Raw genomic sequence first — 26,387 nt, forward strand, 5'->3', positions numbered from 1 at the left:
GTTTGCAAAACAGAAGCGCACCGGCGGTCACTCCTTCGGTGCGCCTTCAGATTAGAACGACACACGCATGGCGAACTGCAAGGTACGCGGCAGATTGACTTGTCTCGTGACGGTACCGAATGCGGGATCGTTCAGGTTGCTGTTCGGTGGCGCGAATTGCGCGCGGTTGAAAAGATTGAAAGTCTCCACGCTAAACTTTCCGGTCACGCGCTCGAATATCGGAAAGCTCTTGTTTGCGGAGAAGTCAAAGTTGGCCGCGCCGGCAGAGCGGATGTTTGAATCCACGCGCCGTTCATCGCCGAACTGGAATTGGCCCGGATTGTAGAAGCAACCCTTGCCGCCTTCCGAATTTGGAGTGGTGTTGAACCACGAATTGACTCTGTTCTGCGCCGACCCCGTCGCGGTTTTGACGCAACCGGGAATGACGTTCGGCCGAATAGGTCCGGAACCGAAGTACTGGCTCAGGAAGTTTCCGTTGGTAGAGAACGGCACCGGCAGTCCGCTGTGGAAGGTCGTGATGCCGTTCACACGCCATCCGCCGACGACCGCGTTGACTAAAGAGTTCGCACGATTGAGATACATCTGGCGGCGGCCGAACGGAAGATCTATGCCGTAGTTGATCACGAGGTTGTTGGTCAGGTCCTGAAGGCTAATCGACTTTTCCGCCTTGACGTTGTAGTTGTCCTGCACGACGCCTTGGCCACCTTGTCCATCTTGGAAGCTGCTGGTGTTGTCCGTGTTGCTAAGCAGCTTCGCCCAGGTGTAGGCAACCTGGATGAGACCTCCGTGGCTGGTGCGCTGTGTGAAACTTGACTGCAGCGCCTCGTAAGTGGAGGCGCCAAACCGCGGGACACTCTGGTTGACTCCCGTGTACTGCGGGTACGGCTTCAGCAAGTAGCCTTGGAGCACCGTGGGCTGATTCAGTTGGCCACCCGAGGAGAACCTTCCTGCGTATGGGTTCGGTGTTGGGGTGAAGAGACCGGTCCCTGAGCCGGGGTCGCCGCCAATAGAGTCGTACTGATCAGGCAGTTGGTTGAGATTGATGCCGGTCCCGGTGAAGCCCTGTGAGAGCACAAGGTGGGTGCCCTTTGCTCCGGCGTAGGCAAGCGTGAAGGTCGACTTGTTACTCAAGGCGCGCTCTATGCCGAAGTTGAATTGCTGTACGTAACCGTAAGGTTGATCGGGGATGCGAGATCCGATCCCTTGTCCTAGAAGCTGCGTCAGGGCCATAGGATTGCGTCCGAGTGGCAGGTTGATCCCGTTCGGGAAGGGATTAGCGACCGTAGGCTCTCCGGCGTAACTGGTGCCCGGTGTGTTGGCAAGGCTTGTCGAGGCTGAGTTGATCGGGCTGCCTCCAGGTCCGTCCGCCGTAATTTCGGCCGGGAGAAAGGCGATACCGTAACCGCTGCGAACGACGGTTTGATCGTCCAGACGATAGGCGAATCCAACGCGTGGAGAGAAGAGCTTCCAGTGGAGCTGCTCCTCACGTCGCGAGGAGTAATCCGGGCTTGCAACGAAGGAGAGACCGCCGACCGTCGCCTGGCTCGAGCCAGTGACGGGATTTGTAACAGCCGGAAGACTAGTCGCTAGGTTGGGGAGCAGGACGGTGTCGTTGTTGTTAACCTCAGAGTAGGATCCGGGCTGCTCCCAGCGAACGCCGAGATTCAGCGTTAGCTTATTGCTCGCCTGGTAAGTATCAACGCCGTAGAAGCCGTAGGAGTGAAGGAAGGCACGAGTTGCACCAACCTCATTAATACCAACGCTCGATGGCACGCCTGCCAGGAAGGAGGCAAGGGCGTTTCCAGAGGTGGGATCGGAGGGGCTCGCGGTAAAGCTCGAGAGCGCACTCAGTCCAACTCCCTGATTGTTGCCGAAGCCAGTCCACTCGATTTGGCGTCCAATACCGCCGACCTTGATAGTGTGGCGGCCTTTGACTTTGGTCAGACTTCCGTTGATCGAGTATGCGGTGTTTAGCCAGTAGAGCTGCGAGAGCTCAGCTCCCACACTATAGTTCTGGATACCGAGGCCTGGTAGCAGACCCTGGTTGTTGACCTGCTGCGACTGTAGCGCGCCGTAGTTTGCGTTGATGGCGCTTTGGTTGAATCCATTCGAGAGGGGAACTTGAAAGTTGTAGTTCTCGAGGTAGGAGAGCCTGAGGTCGGCGATAGTTGACTGATTGAAGACGTGATTGTCGCCCACAACTGCTTCTGTGGTCGTATTGCCGGTCGGCCCCGCGCCAGTCTTGGTCCCCAACGGATCACTGTCGCCGTTGTGCGGATTCCAGAAGGTGTACCGCGCGAAGAGTTGATCCGCCTTACCCAGGCTGTAATCCACGCGAGCGTTGTACTGGTTCTGTGCGCCTGAGATTGGCGCAGTGGCGACATAGTTGTTCGTCAGTCCCGGACGGTTCGGAAGTGGAGCCTCGAGCTGAAGGATCTTTACTGCGGTGGGATCGGGAGCGCAGATAACATTGAGGCGCCCGTTGCAGGAGTACTGCACGCCGGTCGCAGGGTTATAGATGTTCGTTCCCAGAGCCGAGAAGTCGCCGCTCAATTGCGCAGCGGTTGGAAGCGTGTAGGTAGAGATGCTTCCCGAGGTTAGCGTCTCGCGCTCGTAGGAGAAGAAGAAGAACAGCTTGTTCTTGATGAGCGGGCCACCGACGTTGGCTCCGAACTGATTCTGATGCAGCGGCGGCCGCGGAAGTCCCTGATGGTTGCTGAACCAGTCGTTCGCATCAAGCACCGTGTTTCGGAAGTACTCATAAGCCGAGCCGTGAAACTCGTTCGTGCCGCTCTTGGTGGAGATTTGAATGACCCCGCCTGCGAAACCGCCAAACTCTGCGGTCACGTTATTCGTCGAAACGCGAAACTCCTGCACAGCGTCCTGTGTGGGCACCAGCGAGTTGACGTTGTTCTCCGGGATGTTGGACAGCACGCCGTCGACGAAGAATAGGCTTTGTCCGCTGAAGCCGCCGCCGATCTGGTAGTTGCCGTATGCGATTGCCTGCGTCTGTGCACCCGCCTGGAAGCTACCGCTGCCTCCGTTGGCCATAGTATTGCCCGAGGTTCCGCCGCCGGGCACAACGCCAGGAACGAAGTCCAAAAGGTTGTTTACATTCCGACCGTTGAGCGGAGACTCAAGAACCTGTCTCCCCTCAACCACCCCGCCCAACGAGGAGCTGTCCGTCTGAAGACTGGTGTTTTCCGACGCCTCAACCGTCACGCTTTGCGACACATCGCCTAGAGAGAGAGCTGCATCGGCACGCGTCGTGCCGCCGATGGTCACGTCGACATGCGATAGATTGAACGCCTTAAAGCCAGGGTTCGAGACGACGACTGAATAGGAACCCGGATTGAGGTTGAGGAAGGTGTAGTTGCCTCCACTGCCTGTGTTCGCAGTTTCCGTTTGACCGGTGCCGTTGTTCGTCAACGTGACTTGGGCACCGACTACGGTCGCGCCAGCGGAGTCCTTAATGGTGCCGACGATCGACCCGAAGCTGGTCTGCGCGAATGCCCGCGGATGGCCGAGGAACGGCAGGAGAATGACGAGGCACACCACAAAAATGCGAGAGATGTGATTTCGGCGGTTTGAAAGACCTTTTGCCGTAGAACATTGCTGTTTCATTTGCCGCCTCCTGAGGTAGCGAGAGTCCGCAGGGAGTAACGCATTCACCTTTGCGTAAAGCTCGCTGCGCACCTTCTGATCCGAAGACATTTTTAGTGATTTAGGTATACATATGTCAAGAAATTGGTATAGGTAAATGTGATTAATCTGAATATACCAATTCCGACACTTAGACCTTTTGTCAAAAGACGTAAGAGAGAGGATTTGCATTGATGGGGACATCGCTGCGCTGATTAGGATGAGTTCGCTTAGTCGGTCAAGGTTCCACAGGACTGCCGCACGACTAGGTGGGCGTCGAGAAGGATGGAGCGAGGAGAAAGAAAAGGATTGTTTATTCTTTCGAGCATTGCCGACATAGCAGCTGCGCCGATATTGCCGCATGGCTGGTGCATTGTTGTGAGAGGGACAGGCAGCAATCCGGCGTAGCTGACATCGTCGAACCCGGCGACCCGGACCTGTTCTGGAACCCGTTTGCCCAACCCGAGCAGGGTTTGCATTAGATTGGCCGCGATGTGGTCGTTGGCACAAACGAGTGTGTCAAGCGATCTACGGTCGAGGACCTCGCGGATCGTCTTCGAATCAATCGCGTCTTCAGGAACAATGACGATTTCAACCAACGATCTGCCCACGGCGAAGAGTGCCTCGCGGCAACCGACAATGCGGGCCTCTACGGTCTCCACCGAACCTTTTCGGGCCAGAAACGCAATGTTTTTCGCCCCCAGCTTGAGCAGGTGTTCGGTGATGAGGTACCCTGCACGCCGATTGTCAAGACCGACCAAATCGTGCCGGCTCATGGCGGGAAACCTCAGTCCGCAGCGGTCTAACAGTACGACCGGGATGGTGGCCTGATCCAATTTCTTGAGAATTTCTCTATTGACGCGCTCACGATGCGGGCTGAACTCGAGCGGCGCGAAGAAGACTCCATTGACCTTCTGATCGAGATAGTGCTGACAGAGCTGTTTGGCCTGCTCCTCTTTGTTGTCCGCGCTGGCGAAGGAATGTCCCCAGAGCAGCGAGTGCCGCTTCGCCTGCGGAGATCGAACCATGCCGCGACAAATGGGCTCGAAAATCTCAGTTTCGCCGAGATCAGGTATGAGCAGGCCGAAAACGAGGCTCTCCGATCCGTCCTGGGGCGCCGCGTAGGTTCCGGACCCCACGCGCCTCACGACTAGGCCCTCCTGCTGCAAATGCTGAATAGCCTTAACGACGGTCATGCGGCTCACCTTGAACCGTCGCGTTAGTTCCGCCTCGCTCGGCAGCCGGGCACCTCCCCGGTAGTGGCCCGAGTTTAGTTTCTGCCTTAACGTTTGTACGATATTGAGATACTTGGGCTGCGAGCTGCTATCCCGATCTTCACTTTCGTCGAAACCATCTTCCATCTCGGCCATGTCGGTCCTCGCCAGCTCCATAGTCAACCCACGGCAGTATTTTGACAAGCTGATAGAGCTTTAGACTAGACAACTAACAGAAGATTTGAATATACGCGAGTCTGGTTCGATACGGATCACCATACGGCTATTATGCCCTTCGGCTTGGTGCTTTGATGTGCCTCTGGAAGACCGAAAATCTATATGTGTGCAGATCTCCCAAAGCCGGGATTAGGCTTCCTACTCTTAGCGCTGAATCGCGAGTTAGAACCCCGTCATAAGGGGTCCAGTACACCAAACGTCTAAAGTCGTACGCTTCACCTGTAGGAATTTCGAGGATGATTTGCATCTGCCGCTCAATTTCCAGCACATTCTCAAAGCTATAGTTGTGACACTGGCTAATGGCCGTGAGGTAGTTGATAAGGGTGTCAAGTTCCTGTCTCCAAATGCAACTCCACACGATTGGCGGCCTAGCATCGCGAATCTCATCGCCAATTGATATTGTATCGGCCGCGACGAAGCCTCTTCGCAAGCAGGTTTCTAAGCTTGCCGCGCTTCCCGAAGATTGAACCGCCACTAAAGATAATCGAAATGAGAGGCCATCTCTTGTCCAAGCACACGGATCGCATTGGATCTTGACTCAGACGATAAAAGCGCCACTTAGCACCTCTATCATGCAGGTTGGCAATCGTAGAATAGCTTTAACTAAGCGCTCCATCAACTTGCGTGTCGTTTGAGCGATCACCGATAGCTTCTAGGCAGGACTCAATGATATTGAAGAATGCCTCCGGCATCGAGCGCCCGCACGAATCCAGATTATTCCGGTCAAAAGGTTCGAATCGATAGAGTGCTGCAGCTCCGTCAAAAACATTTTAGAAAAATGTTGAAGGTGCGCTCGGCTTCGCTCCGACTTGACTCGGGTATGAATCGGTTTGACCTCTCTTTTTAGTACGTATTCTCTACAGTAAGTTACCCACACGAAGTTGTAGAAATTCCGTCAATTACAGATTACGTCAAAGTAATACCGTACAGTACCTTGACGTTTACCGTCGTTAGAATGCCTGATGTGCAACAGCTTTGTATTTCTGAAGGGTCTCACTATCCCGTAAGGATCACGCTGGTCTCTGCTTCATATCGCTTTCGAAGGCAGTATCAATTACGACAATAAGCTTTGCCGACGATGTTTTCCCTTGCGGAGACTGATAATGTTGACCCGTTAAAAACAGATTAGCAGCACAGTCGGCTTGGCTACCAAAAAATGACTCCAAGGATTGTTTGGCAATGAACCTCGTAATCCCATCCGTTCAATTTCACAGTTCTATCGCCGTGCTTATAGAAATACGACAGACCAGAACTCATGCCAGGGCGATGCATGCCACGACCGCCTCTAACCGGCAACAGCCGCTGTACGGTGCACTGAGAGCGACCGAAGGCAATTCCATTCTAGATGCAAGTCTTATCCCTGGAGTCATCTGAGTAAATGTCCCACTTTTCCGCTTCACGCAACGATTTGATCTTTCGTGTGCTCTCAACGATTTGGATTTTTACGGCTGTTTTCAGCCAAGCATCGTACGCAAGTGGTGTACTCCCACAACTAACACTGTATCCTGTGCCGGCGGAGGTAAGCTCTTCGCACTTCCGCGTGAGCCTGAACGGACAGAGCACGGACGTACTGCACGCGGCGACGGGCTACTACCTGCTGAACTTTGATACCTCCGGTCCGGTCCATGTCTCGGTCACGGCGGACGATCCACATTTCTGGGACAGCGGTGTTGAAGTTCAACCGATGCGTTTTGGCATTCGCCCTGCGCGCCACGGAGCGACGATCAGCTTCACCATGGCGGGGCCATCGAAGCTGACGATCACGCGCCCCGGCGACCACTTTGCCGATGCTGAGATTCTCTTCCTCTTCGCCAACCCCATCGACCACTCCGGCATCACGGCTTCAACGCCACACGTCCGCTACTACGGCGCCGGCGTCTATCACGAGAACATCGATGCCAGTTCCGGGGACACCATCTATCTCGCCGGCGGCGCGGTCCTATTCGGCTCGCTCAACATCTGGCAGGTCGAGAACGTACATGTCCTCGGTACCGGCACCATCATCTACGACGGCCCGCAGAATCCGTATTTTGATACCGGCTGGATACATAAGAAGAATTGGCACTGCATCATCATGGACAACGCACGCAACATCGAGCTCGACGGCATTACGTGCATAACGCGCAGCCGGAGTTGGCAGGTCCAGATGAAGGACTCGCGCCACATAGGCATCTACAACGTTAAGGTGATTGGCGGCAATCCGAACGACGCCAACCAGGACGGCATCGACTGGCTTGGCGGCGGCGACACCACGATTCGCAACAGTTTTTTCCGCGCCTCGGACGACGTCTTCGCGCTTCAGGGTAACTGGGACGGGTACGAACTAGCGTTGATGCGCATTCCCGGACACGACGTCACCAACATCACAATCGAAGACACGATCGCTTCAACCAGTATCTCGAACACCATCCGCGTCGCGTGGCCCCAGAAGACGTTCAACAGCGCCCACTTTCATATGAGCAACATGGACGTGATCCACACCGGCTACGGCGGCTGCAAAGTTCCTTTTGCGTTCTTCGAACTCTGGGCCGATCCCGAAGGCAGAGGCTCGCACTCTGACTACCGGTTCCGGGACATTCGTCTTGAGGACTGGTATTCGCTCTTCAACATCGACCAGCCCAACCCGAGTGTCCGCGACATCGCCTTCAAAGACATGTGGGCTATGGATGGTCCGGCGATGGTCGCTCCAATTTTGAAGGGTGATGTATCCGGAGTGACGCTCACGGGTGCAACCGAACAAGGTTTTGAGGGCGCAGCGACCGACGTTGAGGGAGGAGCTACGAGTCCGGTGATTGAGCCGGCACGGATCAAAGCTCACTTCACCTACACTGCAGGTTTGCTCAAGCCAAAGCAATCTGTCGAATTCACGGCAGATGATCCCGCGACCGAGGGCCGCCGCTTCGAGTGGCTCTTCGGCGATGGAACACGAAGCGAAGGCCGCAGTGTTCGCCACCGCTTTCCGGACTCGAAGGGGACGCTGCTTGACGGATCGGGCCGCTTTCGCGTGCTCCTGCATGTGAGCGGCGGCAACAGCGAACAATCGCAGCAGGGATGGAGCAGCCAGCCGGTTGTGATCGCTCAGGCCAGGCTTGCCCCCGCGTCGGTGGCTCTTGAAACTTTGCTGCCCGGAGCTAGCGTCTTCGACCGCATCCTGCACGTCCCAGCCAACGGAGGCTACACCTTCACGCTACTGACCAGCCTGGAGGCGACGATGAGCATCGACGGACACTCGGCGCACTCGCCCAAAGCACGTCGGCAGGTATGCGGCTCTGAAGGCGACTCCGTGCAAGCGATGCGCATCAGCACTGCGCTTACCGCCGGAGATCACCACATCCGCATTGAGCGCAGGGTCGGCCTCGAAAACGCGCAGATGCCTCCCGGGCCAGTCTCGGACCAGCCTCTTCTGCTTTGGGAGGGCCCTGGCATCGATCGCCAGCCAATCCCCAAGAGCTTTTACTCTACGGTGGCGCCGTAGTGCGTGTAGCTCTTGCAATCTTTCCCGGCTTCTCTGCTATGACTCACGCTCACGCGTCTCTCCGACAAGTGGGTCGCGGTATTCCGGAAGCTCGACCACGGCGGGGAGAACAAGCTATTCCTCGAGCTGTGGACACACAAGTCGATTAAAGCCGTTATATCGCACTTGTGCCGTCGCTGGAGTGCTGTTGCTCCGCCTCACCGCTCAAAAGTAACCTGGTTGGAATTACAAATCCGGAACCTTAATCAAGAGGGATGAATTCAAGAGGGAATGAATTAATGATTGCTGGATCCATCATTTGCAATTTGGGCGGACGAATCGGCGCAGTTGCTCTCATCGCTTTCGCCGCAACTGGCCGTGGCATGGCGCAGAGTCCCACCGTGCCAAGTCTTATCATCATGGCCCAACCGGCAGTGGCGTACGGCCCGTACAACGCACACATCCTTCAGGGGGGCATTGGACTCAGCAAGAATCTTCATGAGCATGAGGCTCTCGCAGCAGCACAGCATAGCTGGTCGATGTCGCTCTGGTTCAAGTCCGATGAGCCTGCACAGACTGCTTTCCTCGCCGGAGTCGGCCATCCAAGGGAGAACTTCCCGCGCTATCTCGCGCTGAAGGATGGCCGCCCCGCATTCTGGGCAGGCGGAATGGGCGAAGGCCACGAGCTCATCGGCGCAACTCCGCTCGCCCGCGGCGTCTGGCATTCGCTGGCAGTATCAGTCGACGCCGATGGCAGATCGCACCTCCTAGCGGACGGAGCCGAAGTCGCGTCGGGGACGATTGCACTCGGCGTCTCGTCAAGCGCGATCCTCATGGCCCCAACCGAAGACTCTTCCTGGCCTGGCACGAAGCACTTCGGTGGCCTGCTCGCGCAGGTCAGTCTGCGCTCAACGCCGCTCTCTGCGGATGCGATCTCAGCCATGTCTACAGTGCCGGCGGGTCTCGACAATCTTCCGTTTGAAGAGGGTTCGCGGCCATGGCCCATCCAGACGCAGGGCCCATCCGGAATGGTGGCTCCGCAGGACCCGTCGCTGCTCCCGCATAGCTCTGCGCCATTCCTCGCGCCCAAAGCGGTTCCTTGGGCGGTGGGTACCGATGCCGCGATCAACGACGGCAATACGCTCATCCTTCGCCACGGCTGGATGCTCGCAGACGCTGCGGATATCAAGGTATCCGGCAGCGAAATCGCCGGCTCGAGTTTCGATGACGCGAAGTGGATGTCCGCTGTTGTTCCTGGGACCGTCCTGACGACGCTGATCGCACGTGGCGTCTATCCAGACCCGGACTTCGGCCTCGACAACATGGCCATCCCCGAGTCGCTCTCCAAGCATAGCTTTTGGTATCGCAACACCTTCACCCCGCCCGCAACGATGAAGGGCAGGAAGCTTGCAATGACCTTCCACGGCATTAACTACCGCGCGACGATCTTCATCAATGGCAACCGCGTCGGTGACGTCCTAGGTGCATTCCGCCATAAAGAGTTCGACGTGACACAGTTCGTCAAACCCGGCGAGAAGAACACCCTCGCCGTCTTCATAGAGCCCCCATTCCATCCTGGCATCGCGCATGAGCAGAGCCTCGCCGCAGGCTCCGGCGATAACGGTGGCGTGATGATGCTCGACGGCCCGACTTTCGGCGCGACCGAGGGTTGGGACTGGATACCCGGCATTCGCGACCGCAACATCGGGATTTGGCAGGATGTAGTGGTGACCGCAAGCGGCGCAGTCGAAGTCGCAGTTCCGCAGATCATCACGCATCTCAGCGATCCAGACCCAGCCATCACCACGGCCGAGATCACAGTCCGTGTGCCGCTCGCGAACGACACCAAGGCCGCCGTTCGCGGCACGGTCGGGATTGCGTTTGACGATGTCCATCTTTCGAAGGCTGTGATTGTTCCATCAGGCGGCACATCCGTCGAACTATCGCCCAAGGAGTTTCCGCAGCTTATTGTGCAGCATCCGAAGCTCTGGTGGCCGAATGGCTATGGCGCACAGGACTTGCACACCATGAAGCTTGTTTTTGAGCAAGGTAGAAAGGCTTCCGACGTTCGGGAAGAGCGCTTCGGCATCCGCGAGATCACCTACGAGATCAGCGCCTTCGATGCCAGCGGCCACGTTCGCCGCGTCGAGGACTCGCCGACGGTGGCTAAGCTGCTCGGCAAAGGCCCGGTCATCGAGCAGTCCCATGAAGGGTTTCGCGAGACACCCGAAGGCTGGATAACCTCGATCGTTCCCGGCATGGAAGACTCACCCGCGCTCAAGCCGGATGCCGACATGAAGCCTGGCACTGCGCTCGTCATTAAGGTGAACGGCATCCGGATCGCTGTCAAAGGCGGAAGCTGGGGCATGGACGATATGCTCAAGCGCGTCTCGCGCGAACGCATAGAACCCTTCTTTCGGCTGCACAAGGAAGCCAACGTCAACATGATTCGCAACTGGATGGGCCAGGACACCGAAGACGTCTTCTACGAGCTCGCCGACGAATATGGCATGTTGATCTGGAATGATTTCTGGGACTCGACACAGAACTGGAATCTCGAACCCGACGACTCCGAGCTCTTTCTCGCCAACGCGAAGGACACGATCTCCCGCTACCGCAATCATCCTTCGATCGCCGTGTGGTGCGGCCGGAACGAGGGCGTTCCTCCGCCTGCGATCAACGTCGGACTCAACAAACTAATCACCGAACTCGACGGCACCCGCTACTACTCTGCTGACTCGAACAAGATCAATCTGCATGATAGCGGTCCATACAAATACCAGGAGCCAGAGGACTACTTTACTAAGCTGTCTCTTGGTTTTGCAGTAGAAGTTGGGCTCGCCTCGCCGCCAACTCTGGAAGCCTTCCAGGCATTTCTTCCGAAAGAAGACCAGTGGCCCATCAGCGACGACTGGGCTTACCACGACTGGCATCAGGGCGGGAACGGCGCGACTGAGCCATTTGTTCAAACGATCAATGAAGAGTTCGGTCCGGCGACGAGCCTTACAGACTTCGATCGCAAGGCGCAGATGCTCAACTATGAGGGTCACCGCGCTGTCTTCGAAGGCTTCAACGCGCATCTCTGGCAGCCCAACAGCGGCCGCTTGCTGTGGATGACGCAGCCTGCATGGCCGAGTACACAGTGGCAGATCTTCAGCCACGACTACGACACCCACGGTTCCTTTTATGGAGTGAAGAAAGCTTCGGAGCCGATCCATATTCAGATGAACCTTCCCGCGCACGATGTTGCCATCATCAACAACACGCTTGTACCGCTCACGAACGTGACGGTCACAGCGCGGGTCTTCGACACAAGGAGCAAGCCACTGCTCGACAAGACCGCCACTCTCACCGCCGCTGCAAATGCCGAGACGCCCGCGTTGGCCATGGAGCTTAAAGCCGCTCTGGAGGCAGCCCGCACGGTTCTCATCAAGCTTGAACTGAAGGACAGCACTGGCAGGCTGCTCTCCGACAACTTTTACTGGCTCGCAGCGAACAAGTCTGACTACCGACGCATGAACGAGATGCCTGCTGCAAACCTCACTGCTACGGGGAAGATTTCCGCGACAAACGGAAGCGAACGCCATGCGACCATCACTCTCGTGAACTCCGGAACGGGTGCTGCGGTCGCAACCAAACTCACGCTCAAGGATGCGACAACCGGGTTACGCATCCTGCCCGCGTACTACAGCGACAACTACGTCTCACTGCTTCCGGGCGCGACGAAGACGATTGACATAGCCTATCCCACGACGAGCGCAACCACGATGATGAAAGTCGATCTGCGTGGATGGAACGTTACACCGGCTTCCATTGCGCTCGCTCCGTAGTCTGCGAGTTCTCTCTGCCATTAACACGGCGTCTATGCTCCGCATCTCGCACTTAGGGGGCAGTCTACGATGCGTCCCGCGCACTCAGCGACGGCAGGCCCACATCCTGGAAGTTGAATGACCGGGTAGACCCCTGCTGCGAGGCTTGTATCACTTAGTGCTGGACGATCCATCGGGGGTATACTACCGCCGGTTATCTTATCGATATTAAATGGGAACAAACATGCCAACTGTGCCGCACGCGCCCGAGAGTCTTTCCTCCCCGCTACCCCGTTTGGAGCCCAGCGACGCGGCGGTTCGCGCCACCTTGCACCTCATTCTGCAAAGCCAGCCCTTTCGTACCAGCAGGCAGTGCCAGGATCTTCTTAGCTATGTCGTCAAGCACTCCCTGCATGGCGATGACGCATCGTTGCGCGAACGCATCCTCGGCATCGAGGTCTTTGGCCGCGCCGCTAACTACGACACCAGCGAAGATCCAGTCGTCCGAATGCGCGCCGCCGACGTCCGCAAGCGCCTTGCCCAGTTCTACCAAGCCGTCGAGCCTAACTCCCAAGCCAACTCAGACGCACCCCCTGAGATCGTCCACATCGAGCTCAAGCCCGGATCGTACCGGGTCACCTTTCACTACGAACACGGGCTAAGAGAGGACCACGGTTTGAGGCCAATTCCGGTCTCCGCGTCCGCCCTCGACTCCGCCTCCCATGACTCGACAGCCCCTATAGCCGGCGCAGCCCTGATAGGGCCGCCTGTGCTTGATCACGTTGCTCCTCTGCCCGTCAGCTTCGACCACCCCCCGCAGGCGCGCCGGGCAGGAGTTTACATCGGCCTTGCCGCAGTGATCTTCTCTCTGCTCGTTCTCGTCGGCTGGAAGGCCTGGACAGTCCGCTCTAATATCTTGCAGCAGAGATTCTGGGCACCGCTTACCCGCTCCGGCCAGCCTGTCCTGGTCTACGTCGGATCAAATGCCGTCTATCGCTTCACGCCCTCATACCTCGCACGCTACAAAAAAGAGCATGGAATCGAACACAATGGTCCCGAGTTCTTTGTAGATCTCCCCAAGGGTGGCACCATTCAGGCGGACGATCTCACGGCGGTGAAGGACTGTTTCGTAAGTGTCGCGGATCTTGCAGCCGTTACGCAGGTCGTCAGCCTCATGAAGGGTTGGGACAAGCCATACAATCTGAGGTCTGCAGCAGATATCACCATGGGTGACATCCGTAATACTCCCACTGTGCTCGTCGGCGGCTTCAACGACACGTGGACGCTCGAGACGACGAAGGACCTCCCTTACTCGTTTCGAGATGGCATCAAAATCGAAAACCGTGCGGACCCCGCACATAGCTGGACGATCAACGAAGAAAATGGGGTTCCGGCGACCGAAGACTACGCTTTGATATCACGGTTGCAACACTCGAACACCGGCGGCCCAGTGCTTTCCATTGGCGGCATAGGCTCGTTTGGCACCCAGGCCGCAGCCGAGTTCGTTACCAGCCCCGATAGAATGAACGACCTTCTGAAGTCCGCGCCATCTGGCTGGGAGGGAAAAAATATGCAGGCCGTCCTCCGCATTAAGGTCGTAGGCAACGCCCCGGTCGCGGTCGATGTGGTTGCCACATCATATTGGTAGATCACCTTGCCAGTCCTTAGACCGAGCTTAGTGACGCGGTTCCGGCCAGCGGTCCGCCATCTCTTTTGCGTCGCAGCCATCGCAGCGGTCACTCTCTGCTACGCCCGTTCCAACACGACTCCCCAAGTGGTTACTGCACCTACCAGCCTCACGACTCAGGAGCGTATGTACGCCTCTGCTTTTTGGCCTACCAAAGGCGACGCCTCCGCAAGCGAGTACGCGGGCGAGGCCGCCTGCGCGGGTTGCCACGCAGACATAGCCTCTCTTCAGCACCAGACCCCCATGTACCATGCGGCGACACCAGCCTCACTGCTCTCTCTCCACTCACCCTTGAAGTTTCAGGAGAGCACCTTCTCGTACGCAGTTCAACAGACCGTGAGTGGCACCATCTACTCGGTTGACTCCGTCTCAGCCTCCGGGTCTCATTCCGACTCCAGAGCCGTTGCCTGGGCTTTCGGCAATAGCGAGACCGGCCAGACCTATCTCCTCAGGCAAAAGGACGGCTACATCGAGTCACGCCTCAGCTACTACACCGCCCTGAACGCCCTCGACATCACCGTCGGCCACTCCGGACAGCTTCCTTCGAGCCTGCACGACGCTCTCGGTCACGAACTTGCATTCGATACCGCACAGCGTTGCTTCGCCTGCCACACTACCGCGTCCACTTTATCGAACGTCTTCGTTCCAGAAAAATCCGTCCCCGGCGTCACCTGTGAAGCCTGCCACGGCCCTGGCGCTGCGCATGTTGTCGCTGCCAAAACCGGAAAGGTTCGCCAGACCATCGCCTCCGTCATCAACCCCGCTTCCATGTCGCCTGCCGATTCTGTCGACTTTTGCGGCTCCTGTCACCGCACCTTCTCCGATGTCGCTGTCTTTATGCCAGCCAACCTCGGCGCGATCTCGGTCCGTTTTCAGCCCTACCGCCTGGAGAAGAGCCGTTGCTGGGGAAAGACCGGCGACGCACGTATCACCTGCATCGCCTGTCATGACCCCCACCGGCCGCTGGTCCGCGAGAGTGCAGCCTACGACCACAACTGTCTCGCTTGCCACAACTCAGGGTCGGCTCAACAGGTTCGCGATCATCCCCCTTCTACGTCCAATCCGATCCCATCCGCATCTGGGTGCAAGGTAGCCACCAACAACTGCGTCACCTGTCACATGCCAAAGGTTGAGGTTCCCCAAACCCACGCCTCTTTCACGGATCACCAGATTCGTATCGTGCGCGCAAGCATTCCTTGATTTCCGTTCCTCAGCCTTGAACTCCGGTTCTTGCAGACGCTTCCCGCTGATCTTGCCACTGATCTGAGGGCTCCGTCCCGCAGAAAATATTGGGTTGCGGACAGTACCCTACCAAGCTCGTAAGTAACTGAAATGAAAATGATTATGAGAGATTACGTTTCAGCTTACCGTAGTACACCTTGCCTGCTCTGTCTCGGATGTCGGTAATGGGTGCCGCTATCCTGCTCGCGCTTGTCACGTTACGGAACATGAAAAAGTTCCGGACGAGCGAGTAGGAATTTTCGGAGGAAGCTTGAACATGAAAGTTTTTCGCTCTTCAGGCACGGTCTGGATTGCCTTTTTCTCAATTTTTGCAGTTCTCACGTTCGTCACCGTGTCGCCTGCTCTCGTTGCTCAGGACCTCACCACTTCAGCGACCCTGACCGGGACTGTCACTGACACCACCGGCGCGGTCATCTCAGGGGCGACCGTCATCGTCTCGGGATCCGACAACGGTGTCTCCCGTGCGATCAAGACGGAGGCCAACGGCGACTTTACTGTCCCGCTGCTGCCGCCAGGACAGTACAGCCTGCAGGTTCAAATGAAGGGCTTCAAATCCTATCAGCAAAAGGGGATTACCCTCGTCGCGGAGCGCTCAGCCCATCAGGACATCCGGCTTCCTATTGGTGCCGAAAGTGAGCAGATCGAAGTCACCAGCCAGGCGCCGCTGCTGAACACCGGCGACGCTAACCTTTCCTCCGAGATCACCTCGAAGCAAGTCGAGGATCTCCCGCTCAACCTTCGGAACGTCATCGCTCTTGCGACCCTCAACTCCTCTGTTTCGAACACCTCGGAGAGTCAGGCGCTCGGCGAAGGCGGAACCTCCGGCAAGGCCGACCAGGACGTCTCCTTCCTCAACTTCGGCGGAGGTTTTTTTGGCACCTCAGGATATCTGATTGACGGCATCTGGGATACGGATAGCACCTGGGGCGCTGCCATCTACGTGCCTTCTGTCGAGGCCGTCGGCGAGTTCAAGATCCAAACCAACTCCTTCACCGCCCAGAACGGATTCAGCACCGGCAACGTCATCAATATCCAGACCAAGTCCGGCACCAGCAACTTTCATGGCGACGTCTTTGAGTTCATCCGGAACTCCGACCTGGACGCCAACAACTACTTCAACAACCATAACGGCAGCCCGAGACAACAATTCAGGCGCAACCAGTTTGGAGTCTCCGCCGGCGGACCGCTCTACATTCCCGGACTCTACAAGCAGCGCGACAAGACCTTCATCTTTGGCGCATACGAGGGGCTGCGTCAAGGGTCCCCGGTTAACAGCACCTTTACCGTTCCGACTGCCGCCATGCGGACAGGCGACTTCTCGCAACTGTTGACGGGAGCGCTGGTCACGCAAACAGTAAACGGCACGACCACCAATGTTCTCGATCCTTTTGGCAACACCATCCAGGTGAACCAGCTCTTTAATCCCGCAACCGGACGAGTTTTAACCAACGGAAGCGTCGACGCGACGGTCGGCAAGCAGGTTAGCTGCCCCGGTGGAACGGCGACCTGCTACTACCGCGATCCCTTCCAGAACAACAACGTTTCTTCATCGATTAACCCGGTCGGCGCAAAGCTCATCTCGTACTACCCCACACCGACCAACGGCAACGTAAGCAACAACTTCTTTGCGACCGCCTCCGCCCCGACCACCTCGAACGAGTTCATCGTCCGGGTAGACCACAACTTCACCGATGCCACCCGCATGTACTTCCGCTACGCGAACAAGCACGAGCAGAAGACAAACTCGCCTACTTACTATGGCGCGAGTGATCCCGGCGGTCCAGGCAACATCCGTCCCAACAACCGCTACAGCATCGCCACCGGCTTCAGCCATATCTTCAATGCGACCACCGCGATCAGCGCAAACGCTGGGTTCCATCGCTGGAACCAGGGCGGCCTATACCAAGGCTACCCATTCGACCAGACAACCCTTGGACTGCCGGCGGCCCTCAACAACGGTTCGAACCAGTTCCCTGAGATCTTTGTCGGCAACGGAGGCTCTTCGCTTGGACCCGTCCAAGGCGGATTCGGAGCCGGCATCGCGAATGTCGGCAGCGTGAGCGTGGACGCAACCAAGACGTTCAAGCAGCATGACCTCTCCTTCGGCTTTATCGACGTCGTCCTGCAGAACAACGGCAATGGTCCTGCAAATACTCAGTTCAGCTTTCAGCCGGACTACACTTCGCAGTTTCTGAACACGAGCCCGGTTGGTTCTGCAGGCTATGGATTTGCGTCGCTGCTGATCGGAACGCCAGACAGCGGAACGAACGGTAACCCTACCACCCTTAACGCCTTCCATACCGCCCCCCAGAGGCACTACATCGGCTTTTACGGTCAAGATAATTTCAAGGTAACGAAGACAGTCGTTCTCAACCTCGGACTGCGTTACGAGTTTCAGCCTTCGTTCACGGAGCGGCATAACCGTCAGGCCTACTTCGACTACACCGGCATCAACCCCATCGGCAACTCGGTTGGACTCTCCCTTCCCGGACGAGAGGTGTATAGCACCTCTGGCAACCGCGGCCTGAACAATCTGAATCTGACCAACGTCGCGCCGCGCTTCGGCTTTACCGACCAGCTCAACACGCACATTGTGTTGCGCGGCGGGTACGGGATATTCTTTCCTCCATCCTCCTTCGTTGGTATCCAGTCCAGCCCCGGATATAGCCAGGCGACAAACTACGACGCCAGCGATAATGGTGGTCTCACCCTCAAAACGAACCTCAGCAATCCCTTCCCCAATGGGTTGCTGGCGCCTACCGGCAACGCGCTCGGACCTTTGACCGACGTAGGGTTTAACGCAAGCACCGGGGTTCACTACAACCGCCATTCTCCCCTCCTGCAGCAGTTCTCGCTGGGAGTGCAGTATGCGTTCACAACAAACGACGTGCTGACGACGAGCTACGTTGGCAACCGCGGAACCCACCTGCTCGCCAACTACATCAACCGCACACAGCTGGATCCTTCGCTGGTTACGGCGGCGAACAATAACAATCTGGTCGCCATGGTGCCCAATCCGTTCTATGGCGTCATCAAGTCCAGCTCCTGCGGCCTCGATGCTCCCACCATTCAGCAGGCCCATCTGCTTCAGCCATTCCCGCAGTACTGCGGCGTGCAGGAGAACGAGCCTACCATCGGCGATTCGTACTACAACGCGCTCTTGATCGACTACAATCATCGCTTCCATGCGGGATTGAATGTCCTCGTCTCGTACACCTTTTCAAGATTCATCGATGACACCGGCGGAACGGCCGACTGGGCCTATCGGGGTAACTCGAACGGCTATCGGAACAACTACAATCCGGGATTCGACAGGTCTGTCGACGGAACCGACCAGACCCACAGTCTGGTGGTGAACTACATCTACGAGCTCCCTGTCGGTAAAGGTAAGAAGTTTGCCGGCAACGCTGGCCGGGTTACCAACGCAGTGATTGGCGGATGGCAGGTATCAGGCATCACCACGATCAAGACGGGACTCCCGCTCAGCATCACCGGCAACAACAACTCCAACTACTTCGGCGGCAATCAGCATGCGCAACAGATCGCGGACCCCCATGTCTCTCACCCCGGCATAGGAAGCAATACCGTTCCTGGCACCGGCACTTGGTTCAACACTGCAGCGTTCGAGAATGCTCCCGCGTATACCCCTGGCAATACCCCTCGGTATATCTCCCGCCTGCGTTCCCCTGGTTATGATAATTGGGACGCATCGCTACAGAAGGTCTGGCAGCTCCACGACACCATCAACCTCCAGTTCCGGTCGGAGTTTTACAACCTGCCGAATCACGCGAATTTCTTTACTCCCGATACTGGCGTGGACGACGGTGTCGGAAAGTTTGGTTATATAACCCAGGCATTCGACGCCAGATCCATCCAATTCGCTCTGAAGGTGATCTGGTAGATTGGTCGTCTGATGCGGCTGTCTCAACTTGTTCGGCGTGTTGCGTTCTCGTTGTCGCTCTTCGCCGGTGTGCTTTGTGCCTGTCCCTTGCGCGGCCAGGCACAAGATCTCGACGGACTGCTTGAGAGGGCGCGCGCCGCTCAGTCTTCCGGAGAGTACGCTGAAGCTGCGGCCATCTACGCTCGCGCCACAACTCTCGCTCCTGCCACGCCTGAGCTGTGGTCTAACCGCGGCGTCATGGAGTATCTAGCCGGCGAGATTGGCCCTTCCGTCATCAGTCTGAAGCACGCTCTGCGGCTGAGACCGACCCTCTATATTCCCATGCTCTTTCTCGGCAAGGGGTATATCCAGTCCGGCAAGCCCGAATTGGCCGTGCCCTATCTCAACAAAGCGCACACCCTTCAGCCCAGCGATCCCGAAGTCCTTCTCACTCTCGCCAAAGCCAACGCTGTCCTGAACAAACCCCGCGAGGCAGAGTCTGCCTATGCCACTGCCGCCCGCCTCACTCCAGATAACCCGGCCGCATGGCTCGGCCTCGGCACCGCGTCGCTCAACGTCATCGCCGCCGATGGCCAGGACTTAGCCACGATCCAGCCGCAATCTGTTTGGGCCCGCGCGCTCTTCGCCGACGAGCTCCTCGCCCAGGGCCGTCCTCTTGAAGCCGTAGACACCTACAACCGCGCGCTCGCCAAAGCCACTCCTGCCCAGCACGCTACGCTTGCCCGCACAGTAAGCTGGCTTGAATCGCACCCCGATCTCTTTCCTATTCCCGCAAACTCGCAAACTGCCTTGCAGAAGCTCGACGAGCAACTCAGCTCTGCCCTCAATAAAGCGTCATTGGCCGCCTGCGATGCTACTGCCGCTCTGCTCGACGCAGCAGCCTGCGCCTTCTGGGCAGGCGACTACGAACACAGCGCCGCGCAGGCAGACGAAGCTCTGAAGCGTTCCCCGCAAGAACCCCAAGCCCTCTACTGGTCCATCAAATCGAATGAGCGCATGGCCGTAGCCGCCCTCGCTCGCTTTGAAGATCTCGCCCCGCACTCCGCCGCCAGCTTCGACATGGTGGGCGACCTCTACCGTGACCAGCGTCAGATGGATAGTGCCCTCGGCGAATACCGGAAGGCCCTCGAAGTTGATCCCCACGACCCCGGGGCTCTTCTCGGCTCAGTCGTCGCTGACATTGGCACGAGCCGGCTCGACGAAGCCGCCGCTACCGACAGGCTCGCTCTCGCCGACCGCCCGCAGGACCCGCAATTAAACCTCCTCATGGCCGAAATCCTGGCTGCCAACTTCCACTACGTCGAAGCCCGGCCCTATCTCGCGAAGTGCGCTGCCGGACCCCCCGAGATGCAGCCCCGAGTCCACCTCCTGCTCGCCCACGCCGACGCCAAGGAAGGCAGCATTGAGGCTGCCATACGGGAGTATCAACTCGCTCTTCCCGGAGATCAGGACGGCAGCATCCACTTTCAGCTCTCACGTCTTTACCGCAAGACCGGCAACGTCGTCCTCGCTCAGAAGGCAGAAGACCAGGCTAAGGCTCTCATCGCGCAACGCCGAGCGAACGCCAACATCGAAATGCGCGAGATGACTGGCGGATCTTCCTTGCAGTGACTTCCTGAGCTTAAGACTCAATGACCGAAAACGTACATCCCACCTCGGACCTTCCCGATCCCGCCTCTTCGACGTGGTTCTCCCGCCGATCGTTCGTTCGCTCCGGAGGTATCGTTCTCGCGCTGCGTGCGGCCAAACTCCGCGCAGCGCTGTTGCTTCCGCCGCCACCTCTATCTCCCCCATGCCTGGTAACCTCGCGAACGCTCTACCCTCTGCTGCTCGAACGCTTCATCTCCAAACTCGATCCTGCAGCAGACATCTTTGTCTGTGAGCAATATGCTGTCGACATTATTGAAGTGCTGGATTCATGGGTCGCCTCAATATATGCCGAGACATCTGTAATCGGTGCAATACGCACTCATCTCGCGGAATCGCTCATAGCCTGCTCGATGGCTCAATTCCAAACGGTCCCACTTCGCAACTCCGGCGCGCTTCACATCGAGCGCCGCAGCTTCCAAGTCTCGCAAAGCAGCAGCCCAGAGAAATTCCTCGCCGAACTGGCCATATACCTCGCTCCCTTCGCCAAGATTGAAACCCTTGAGCTCGACCTCTGCGACATCCGCATCGCAACGACCTCTCCGCTAACCATCGACACGGACATCCGCTACAACTTTGTCGGAAAAACACACGATGGCGCACGCGAACAACGGGTTGGAGCGTGGAAGCTAGTGTGGGCAAGAGAAGACGCTGCCGAGTGGAAGATCACGCACTGGGCTGCCGATCCCGAACTCCGAAGCCGCCTTACTGGCCCCGGCTTCACCGAGATCACAGGCCGCTGCCTCTCCCCGAGCACACAGTTGTCGCTTGGTATCGACGCATGTCGCACCGCGCTCGACGGTGCTACCGGCATCGACGTCTATGGAAACCACGGCATCGCCGTCGGTGACATTGACGCAAGCGGATACGACAGCCTCTACGTCTGCCAGCCCGCCGGTCTTCCTAACCGCCTCTATCACAACCGAGGCGATGGCACCTTTGAAGACATCACCGAAGCCTCCGGCACCGGCATCCTCGACGGCACCGCCTCTGCACTCCTCGCAGATTTCCGAAACCGTGGGCGGCAGGACCTCCTCGTCGTCCGCACCGGCGGCGTCCTTCTCTTCGAGAACCTGGGCAATGGCCGCTTCGAACCCCGCCCTGATGCCTTCCACTTCGGCCGGCTGCCGCAAGGCACCTTTACCAGCGCGGCGATTGTGGACTACAACCGCGATGGCCTCCTCGATGTCTATCTCTGCACTTACAGTTACTACAAGGGCCTGAACCATCACCAGTTTCCCGCGCCTTACTATGACGCGCAGAATGGGCCGCCAAACTTCCTCTTCCGCAACCGCGGTGACGGAACCTTCGAAGACGTCACTGTCTCAAGCGGCATGGACCAGAACAATAACCGCTTTAGCTTCGCCGCCGCCTGGTGCGATTACGACAACGATGGTTGGCCCGATCTGTATGTCGCCAACGACTTCGGCCGCAAGAATCTTTACCGCAACAACGGCGACGGCACCTTCACCGACATCGCCGCCAAAGCAGGGGTCGAAGATTACGGGCCAGGCATGAGTGTTTGCTGGATCGACCACGACAATGATGGTCTTCAGGACCTCTACGTTGCCAATATGTGGCTCGCCGAAGGCAACCGCATCACCGCCGACGATCAGTTCCTTCCCGGCGTCGATTCCACTATCCGCGCGCTCTATCGCAAGCACAACGCCGGCAACTCGCTCTATCGCAACAACGGCGATGGCAGCTTTGCCGACCGGACCACCCATGCCGGATCGGCCAAGTGCGGCTGGTCATGGTCGAGCGCATCATGGGACTTCGACAACAATGGCTGGGCGGATCTCTACGTCGCCAACGGCTTTGTCTCCAGTCCCAACCACTATGACCTACAGAGCTTCTTCTGGCGGCAGGTCGCGCAACGCTCCGCTACCTCCGCCGGAGCATCGCCCGAGTACGAACTCGCCTGGAACGCCATCAACGAGCTTCTCCGCTCGGGCTACTCCTGGAGTGGTTACCAGCGCAACGTCTTCTTCGCCAACAACCGTGATGGCACGTTCTCGGAGGTCTCCGGCGCGGTCGGTCTCGACCTCATCGACGACGCTCGCGCCTTCTCGCTCAGCGACTTCGACCACGACGGCCGCCTCGAAGTGGTCCTCAAAAACCGCACAGGCCCACAGCTGCGCCTACTCCGCAACGACCTCGAAGACATCGGCAACTCGATCGTCCTTCGCCTCACCGGACACACCAGCAACCGCGACGCAATCGGCGCGACCGTCACTATCGAGTCCGGCGCGCAACGCCAGACTAAGTTCATCTCCGCAGGCAGCGGCTTCGCCTCGCAGCACACGAAGGAACTGTCCTTCGGCCTCGGCAGCGCATCGGGACCGATCTCCATCTCCATCTGCTGGCCCACCGGCAACGTCGATCGCTACGACGGCCTCCCAATCGACCATCGCATTCAGATCGATGAAGGCACGCCAACCTTCAAAGCAGAACCCTATCGATCCATTCCATCGCACACCGCCTCTGCTCCGCCTCCCTCGCAGCTATCCGCACAAGTTGATACGAGGCTGGCCACATGGTTGATCGCCCCGCTCTTCGGCCCCGCCCTCAAGCTTCCCGACAGCACCGGCGATATCCATCAACTCAGCGATCTCAAGGGAAGGAAAGTCCTCCTCACCTTCCTCGGCGCGGATTGCACCGCGAAACAAGACAGCCGCAGACAGCTCGAACACCTCACGCAAGCCTCTGCGGCATTCACTAGTGCTAACCTCGCGCTCTTCGTTGTCTCCGCATCTTCCGATAAAGAGCTATCCGCAACCGCCTTCGCAACCTCCGCATTCCCCATCCACATCGCCACTGAAAGCGAACTCGGCCCCTGGAACATCCAGTACCGATACCTCTTCGATCGCCGCCGCGACATGCCCTTGCCCGTCTCCTTCCTCCTCGACGTGCAGGGCGCGATCGTCCGCGTCTACACCGGCCTCGTCGCCGCGCAGGAAGTCATCACCGACGCCAACTCCGCGCCGCGCACGTCTGACGAGTTCCTCGCTCATGCCATGCCGTTTCCCGGCCCCTACTACGGCGCTCCCATGCAGCACGACTACCTCACCTTCGGCATCGCCTTCTCCGAGTACGGCCATGAGGAAGCCGCCCAGTTCGCCTTCCTCCGCGCCATCGACGCCGATCCCAACAACCAGCTTGCCTGGTTCAACCTCGGCACCATCTTCCTCAACCGCAAGCTCTACCCCGAGGCCCGCAAGTATCTCACCGAAGCGACGCGCCTCAACCCGCAAGACTCAGACGCCTGGAACAACCTCGGCACAGTCTCTGGCTCCGAGCAGAGGTATGACGAGGCTCTCGATGAGTTCCGCCGCGCCGCGGTCATCAATCCGCACCACGCCAACGCGATCGAAAACATGATGCGCATATACCAGTTTCAGAACCGCGCCGCCGAAGCCCAGAGGATCCTTGAAGAGCTGATCGCCACCGCGCCTGGCGTCGCCCAGCTTCATCTCGACCTCTCCGTGACACTGGTCGCGCAGAACGACTTGAAGCACGCCCGCGAAGAACTCGAAACCACAATCCGTCTTGACCCTCGCAACCCCGACGCTATCAATAATCTCGGCGCCGTCCTGCTCCGCCTCGGCCTGACCGACCAAGCGCTGGAGCAGTTCGAGCGCTGCCGCCGGCTCGCTCCGGACTTTGACCGCGCCGCGATCAACGCCGCGGCCCTCTACAACCGCGCCGGCCAGCGCGATCGTTCCCGCGAGATCCTTACTACCTTCCTTACCCGCCATCCGGGCAACGCCGCCGTGCAATCCGCGCTCGACAGGATGGGAACGCCATGAGACCTCTTCGCCTTCTCGCCTGCCTGCTCTTGCTCGTCATCCTCTCACCAACCTTCAGCTCCGCAGCCGATTCAGCATCCGTCTCCGGCACCGTTCGCGACTCAGACGGCAACCCCCTCGCCAACGTCACCCTCACCCTCGCAGGTCGCTCCACGCAGCAGGCCATCAGTGACTCATCCGGACGCTTCCGCTTCGCCGCAGACCTTCCACCTGGCGATTACGCACTCTCCGCCGTCCTCACGGGCTACGCTGCATCCGGCCCACTTTCCATTCATCTCCAATCAGCCCCTTTCAACGCGGACATCGTCCTCGCCCGCGCCCCCGCGCCTCCGCTCGAGTTCCAATCCTCTGGCATCCGCGGCCTCATCGATCCCGGCGGCTACTCCGCATCCATCGCAACCGCCTCCACTGGTGTGCTGCGCGGCATCGCCGAGCTGAGGCGCAAGGACACCTCCTTTGCTACGTCAACTGCAAAGGACTGGCCCTGCGTCCTCGAACCCCAACTCCGCCAAGCCGTCGCACAGCATCCCGATCAGCCCGAACCATCTTTCCGGCTCGGCCAGTTGTACGTTGCCCACGATCAACCCTCCCAAGCCATCCCGCCGCTGCAACACACCCTGGCGCTCGACTCCGCCAACGAATCTGCCTCCCGCACCCTCGCCGCTGCTTGGCTCGAAGCAGGCAACTTCGACGCCGCGCTAAAGCTACTCAAACGGCTTCTCGTCACCCGCGACACATCTGAGCTCCACCAGCTCCTTGCCCGCGCCGACGAAGGCTCTGGCCTCTTCCCACAAGCCGCACAGGAATACCGCGTGGCCGTCGCTCTGTTGCCCTCCGAAGAGAGCTCCTTCGGCATCGGATACGAACTGCTCCTCTCCGGCTCGCTCGCCAATGCTGCCGCCGCATTCACTGAAGGCATCACCCGCTATCCCAAATCAGTCTCCATGCAGATTGGAGCAGGCACCACCCGCTTCCTTCAAGGCGACATCGACGCGGCACTCCAGAACTTCCTTACAGCCACAGATATCGACCCGGCGGACCCGCGCCCTTACTCGTTCCTCGCTACATCCGCTGCCGCTTCAACTGATCAGCGGAGCCGCGTTCATGACACCTTCAAACGCTATCTTGCGCTCGACTCCAACAGCGCAAACGCAAACTACTTCTACGCCCTTGCGCTCGCCCGCGCATATCCTCCAGGCAACGCCGCGCAAATCGAGGCCCTGCTCATGCACGCCATCCAGCTAGACTCAGCCCTCGCTAAAGCCCACCAGCAGCTTGCCGACAGCTACTTCCGCCGCAACGACTTCGCCGACGCAGTCTCCGAGTACGAAACCGCTCTCAGGCTCACGCACGACCCCGAGCCACACTACCACCTCGCTCTCGCCTACAAGCGCATGGGCCGCGCCGCCGACTCCGACCGCGAGATGCAGCTCTTCCGCCAGTCGCGCGAAGTCGGCGGCCAGGCCTCCGCCGCATTCACCGGCATTGATCTAGCACAGTTCATCTCGGCAACCGGCGCACCAAGACCGCACTCCGGTCTGCCGCTCCAATGCCCTTAACCTCGCAGTAATGGCGATCCTAAACACTTTGTTAGATTTGCATCTGCGGATGAATCAGTGCGAGCACGGATCAGGCGCCAAAATTTTTTCCACCGTCCGCCGTGCGAACACGTCGCCCATGGCGATCGATCCGCCTTCCTGACCGTGCATGGCGCAGAATGTCTTGGTATGAAAAACCACTTGAAG

10 protein-coding genes are annotated in these 26,387 nt (G+C 58.4%); 8 read left to right on the forward strand and 2 right to left on the reverse strand.

Translation table 11 applies throughout. The features are described from left to right. Window positions 1-51 precede the first annotated feature (51 nt). Both RBB75_RS00425 and RBB75_RS00430 read right to left on the reverse strand, forming a co-directional pair. Window positions 52-3,624 carry a TonB-dependent receptor gene (locus tag RBB75_RS00425; protein WP_353069192.1) on the reverse strand — a complete coding sequence of 1,191 codons (3,573 nt, stop codon included), beginning with the start codon at window positions 3,622-3,624 and terminating at the stop codon, window positions 52-54. A 248-nt stretch (window positions 3,625-3,872) separates the two neighbouring features. After that, window positions 3,873-5,012: a GntR family transcriptional regulator gene (locus tag RBB75_RS00430; RefSeq protein WP_257030980.1), complete on the reverse strand. Its 1,140-nt coding sequence runs from the start codon at window positions 5,010-5,012 to the stop codon at window positions 3,873-3,875. A 1,459-nt stretch (window positions 5,013-6,471) separates the two neighbouring features. Between RBB75_RS00430 and RBB75_RS00435 the strand changes: the two genes are divergently transcribed. From RBB75_RS00435 to RBB75_RS00470, 8 genes are all read left to right on the forward strand, one after another. Next, complete coding sequence (locus RBB75_RS00435) at window positions 6,472-8,568, forward strand: hypothetical protein (RefSeq protein WP_353069193.1); 2,097 nt, start codon at window positions 6,472-6,474, stop codon at window positions 8,566-8,568. A 254-nt stretch (window positions 8,569-8,822) separates the two neighbouring features. After that, window positions 8,823-12,377, forward strand: a complete 3,555-nt coding sequence (locus RBB75_RS00440; RefSeq protein WP_353069194.1) for a glycosyl hydrolase 2 galactose-binding domain-containing protein — start codon at window positions 8,823-8,825, stop codon at window positions 12,375-12,377. 223 nt (window positions 12,378-12,600) lie between these two features. Continuing rightward, window positions 12,601-14,004 (forward strand): hypothetical protein, encoded by a 1,404-nt coding sequence (locus RBB75_RS00445; protein WP_353069195.1) that lies wholly within the window; start codon window positions 12,601-12,603, stop codon window positions 14,002-14,004. A gap of 6 nt (window positions 14,005-14,010) precedes the next feature. Then, complete coding sequence (locus RBB75_RS00450; protein WP_353069196.1) at window positions 14,011-15,243, forward strand: multiheme c-type cytochrome; 1,233 nt, start codon at window positions 14,011-14,013, stop codon at window positions 15,241-15,243. A gap of 298 nt (window positions 15,244-15,541) precedes the next feature. Next, entirely contained in the window at window positions 15,542-19,186 is a 3,645-nt protein-coding gene (locus RBB75_RS00455; RefSeq protein WP_353069197.1) for a carboxypeptidase-like regulatory domain-containing protein, read from the forward strand. 12 nt (window positions 19,187-19,198) lie between these two features. Next, window positions 19,199-20,797, forward strand: coding sequence for a tetratricopeptide repeat protein (locus RBB75_RS00460; protein ID WP_353069198.1), 1,599 nt, complete (start codon window positions 19,199-19,201; stop codon window positions 20,795-20,797). Window positions 20,798-20,817: 20 nt separating this feature from the next. Next, entirely contained in the window at window positions 20,818-24,642 is a 3,825-nt protein-coding gene (locus tag RBB75_RS00465; RefSeq protein WP_179638557.1) for an FG-GAP-like repeat-containing protein, read from the forward strand. Continuing rightward, window positions 24,639-26,201 (forward strand): tetratricopeptide repeat protein, encoded by a 1,563-nt coding sequence (locus RBB75_RS00470; RefSeq protein ID WP_179638558.1) that lies wholly within the window; start codon window positions 24,639-24,641, stop codon window positions 26,199-26,201. Before RBB75_RS00465 ends, RBB75_RS00470 begins: the two co-directional genes overlap by 4 nt. Window positions 26,202-26,387 lie beyond the last annotated feature (186 nt).

It is taken from the genome of Tunturibacter empetritectus (assembly GCF_040358985.1).
GTDB lineage: Bacteria > Acidobacteriota > Terriglobia > Terriglobales > Acidobacteriaceae > Edaphobacter > Edaphobacter empetritectus.

What these genes read in the sequence shown, in the direction of transcription:
- RBB75_RS00430 (WP_257030980.1), bottom strand. Translation starts at nt 5,012, where the DNA reads ATGGCCGAGATGGAAGATGGTTTCGACGAAAGTGAAGATCGGGATAGC.
- RBB75_RS00470 (WP_179638558.1), top strand. Translation starts at nt 24,639, where the DNA reads ATGAGACCTCTTCGCCTTCTCGCCTGCCTGCTCTTGCTCGTCATCCTC.
- RBB75_RS00425 (WP_353069192.1), bottom strand. Translation starts at nt 3,624, where the DNA reads ATGAAACAGCAATGTTCTACGGCAAAAGGTCTTTCAAACCGCCGAAAT.
- RBB75_RS00435 (WP_353069193.1), top strand. Translation starts at nt 6,472, where the DNA reads ATGTCCCACTTTTCCGCTTCACGCAACGATTTGATCTTTCGTGTGCTC.
- RBB75_RS00465 (WP_179638557.1), top strand. Translation starts at nt 20,818, where the DNA reads ATGACCGAAAACGTACATCCCACCTCGGACCTTCCCGATCCCGCCTCT.
- RBB75_RS00445 (WP_353069195.1), top strand. Translation starts at nt 12,601, where the DNA reads ATGCCAACTGTGCCGCACGCGCCCGAGAGTCTTTCCTCCCCGCTACCC.
- RBB75_RS00440 (WP_353069194.1), top strand. Translation starts at nt 8,823, where the DNA reads ATGAATTCAAGAGGGAATGAATTAATGATTGCTGGATCCATCATTTGC.
- RBB75_RS00460 (WP_353069198.1), top strand. Translation starts at nt 19,199, where the DNA reads ATGCGGCTGTCTCAACTTGTTCGGCGTGTTGCGTTCTCGTTGTCGCTC.
- RBB75_RS00455 (WP_353069197.1), top strand. Translation starts at nt 15,542, where the DNA reads ATGAAAGTTTTTCGCTCTTCAGGCACGGTCTGGATTGCCTTTTTCTCA.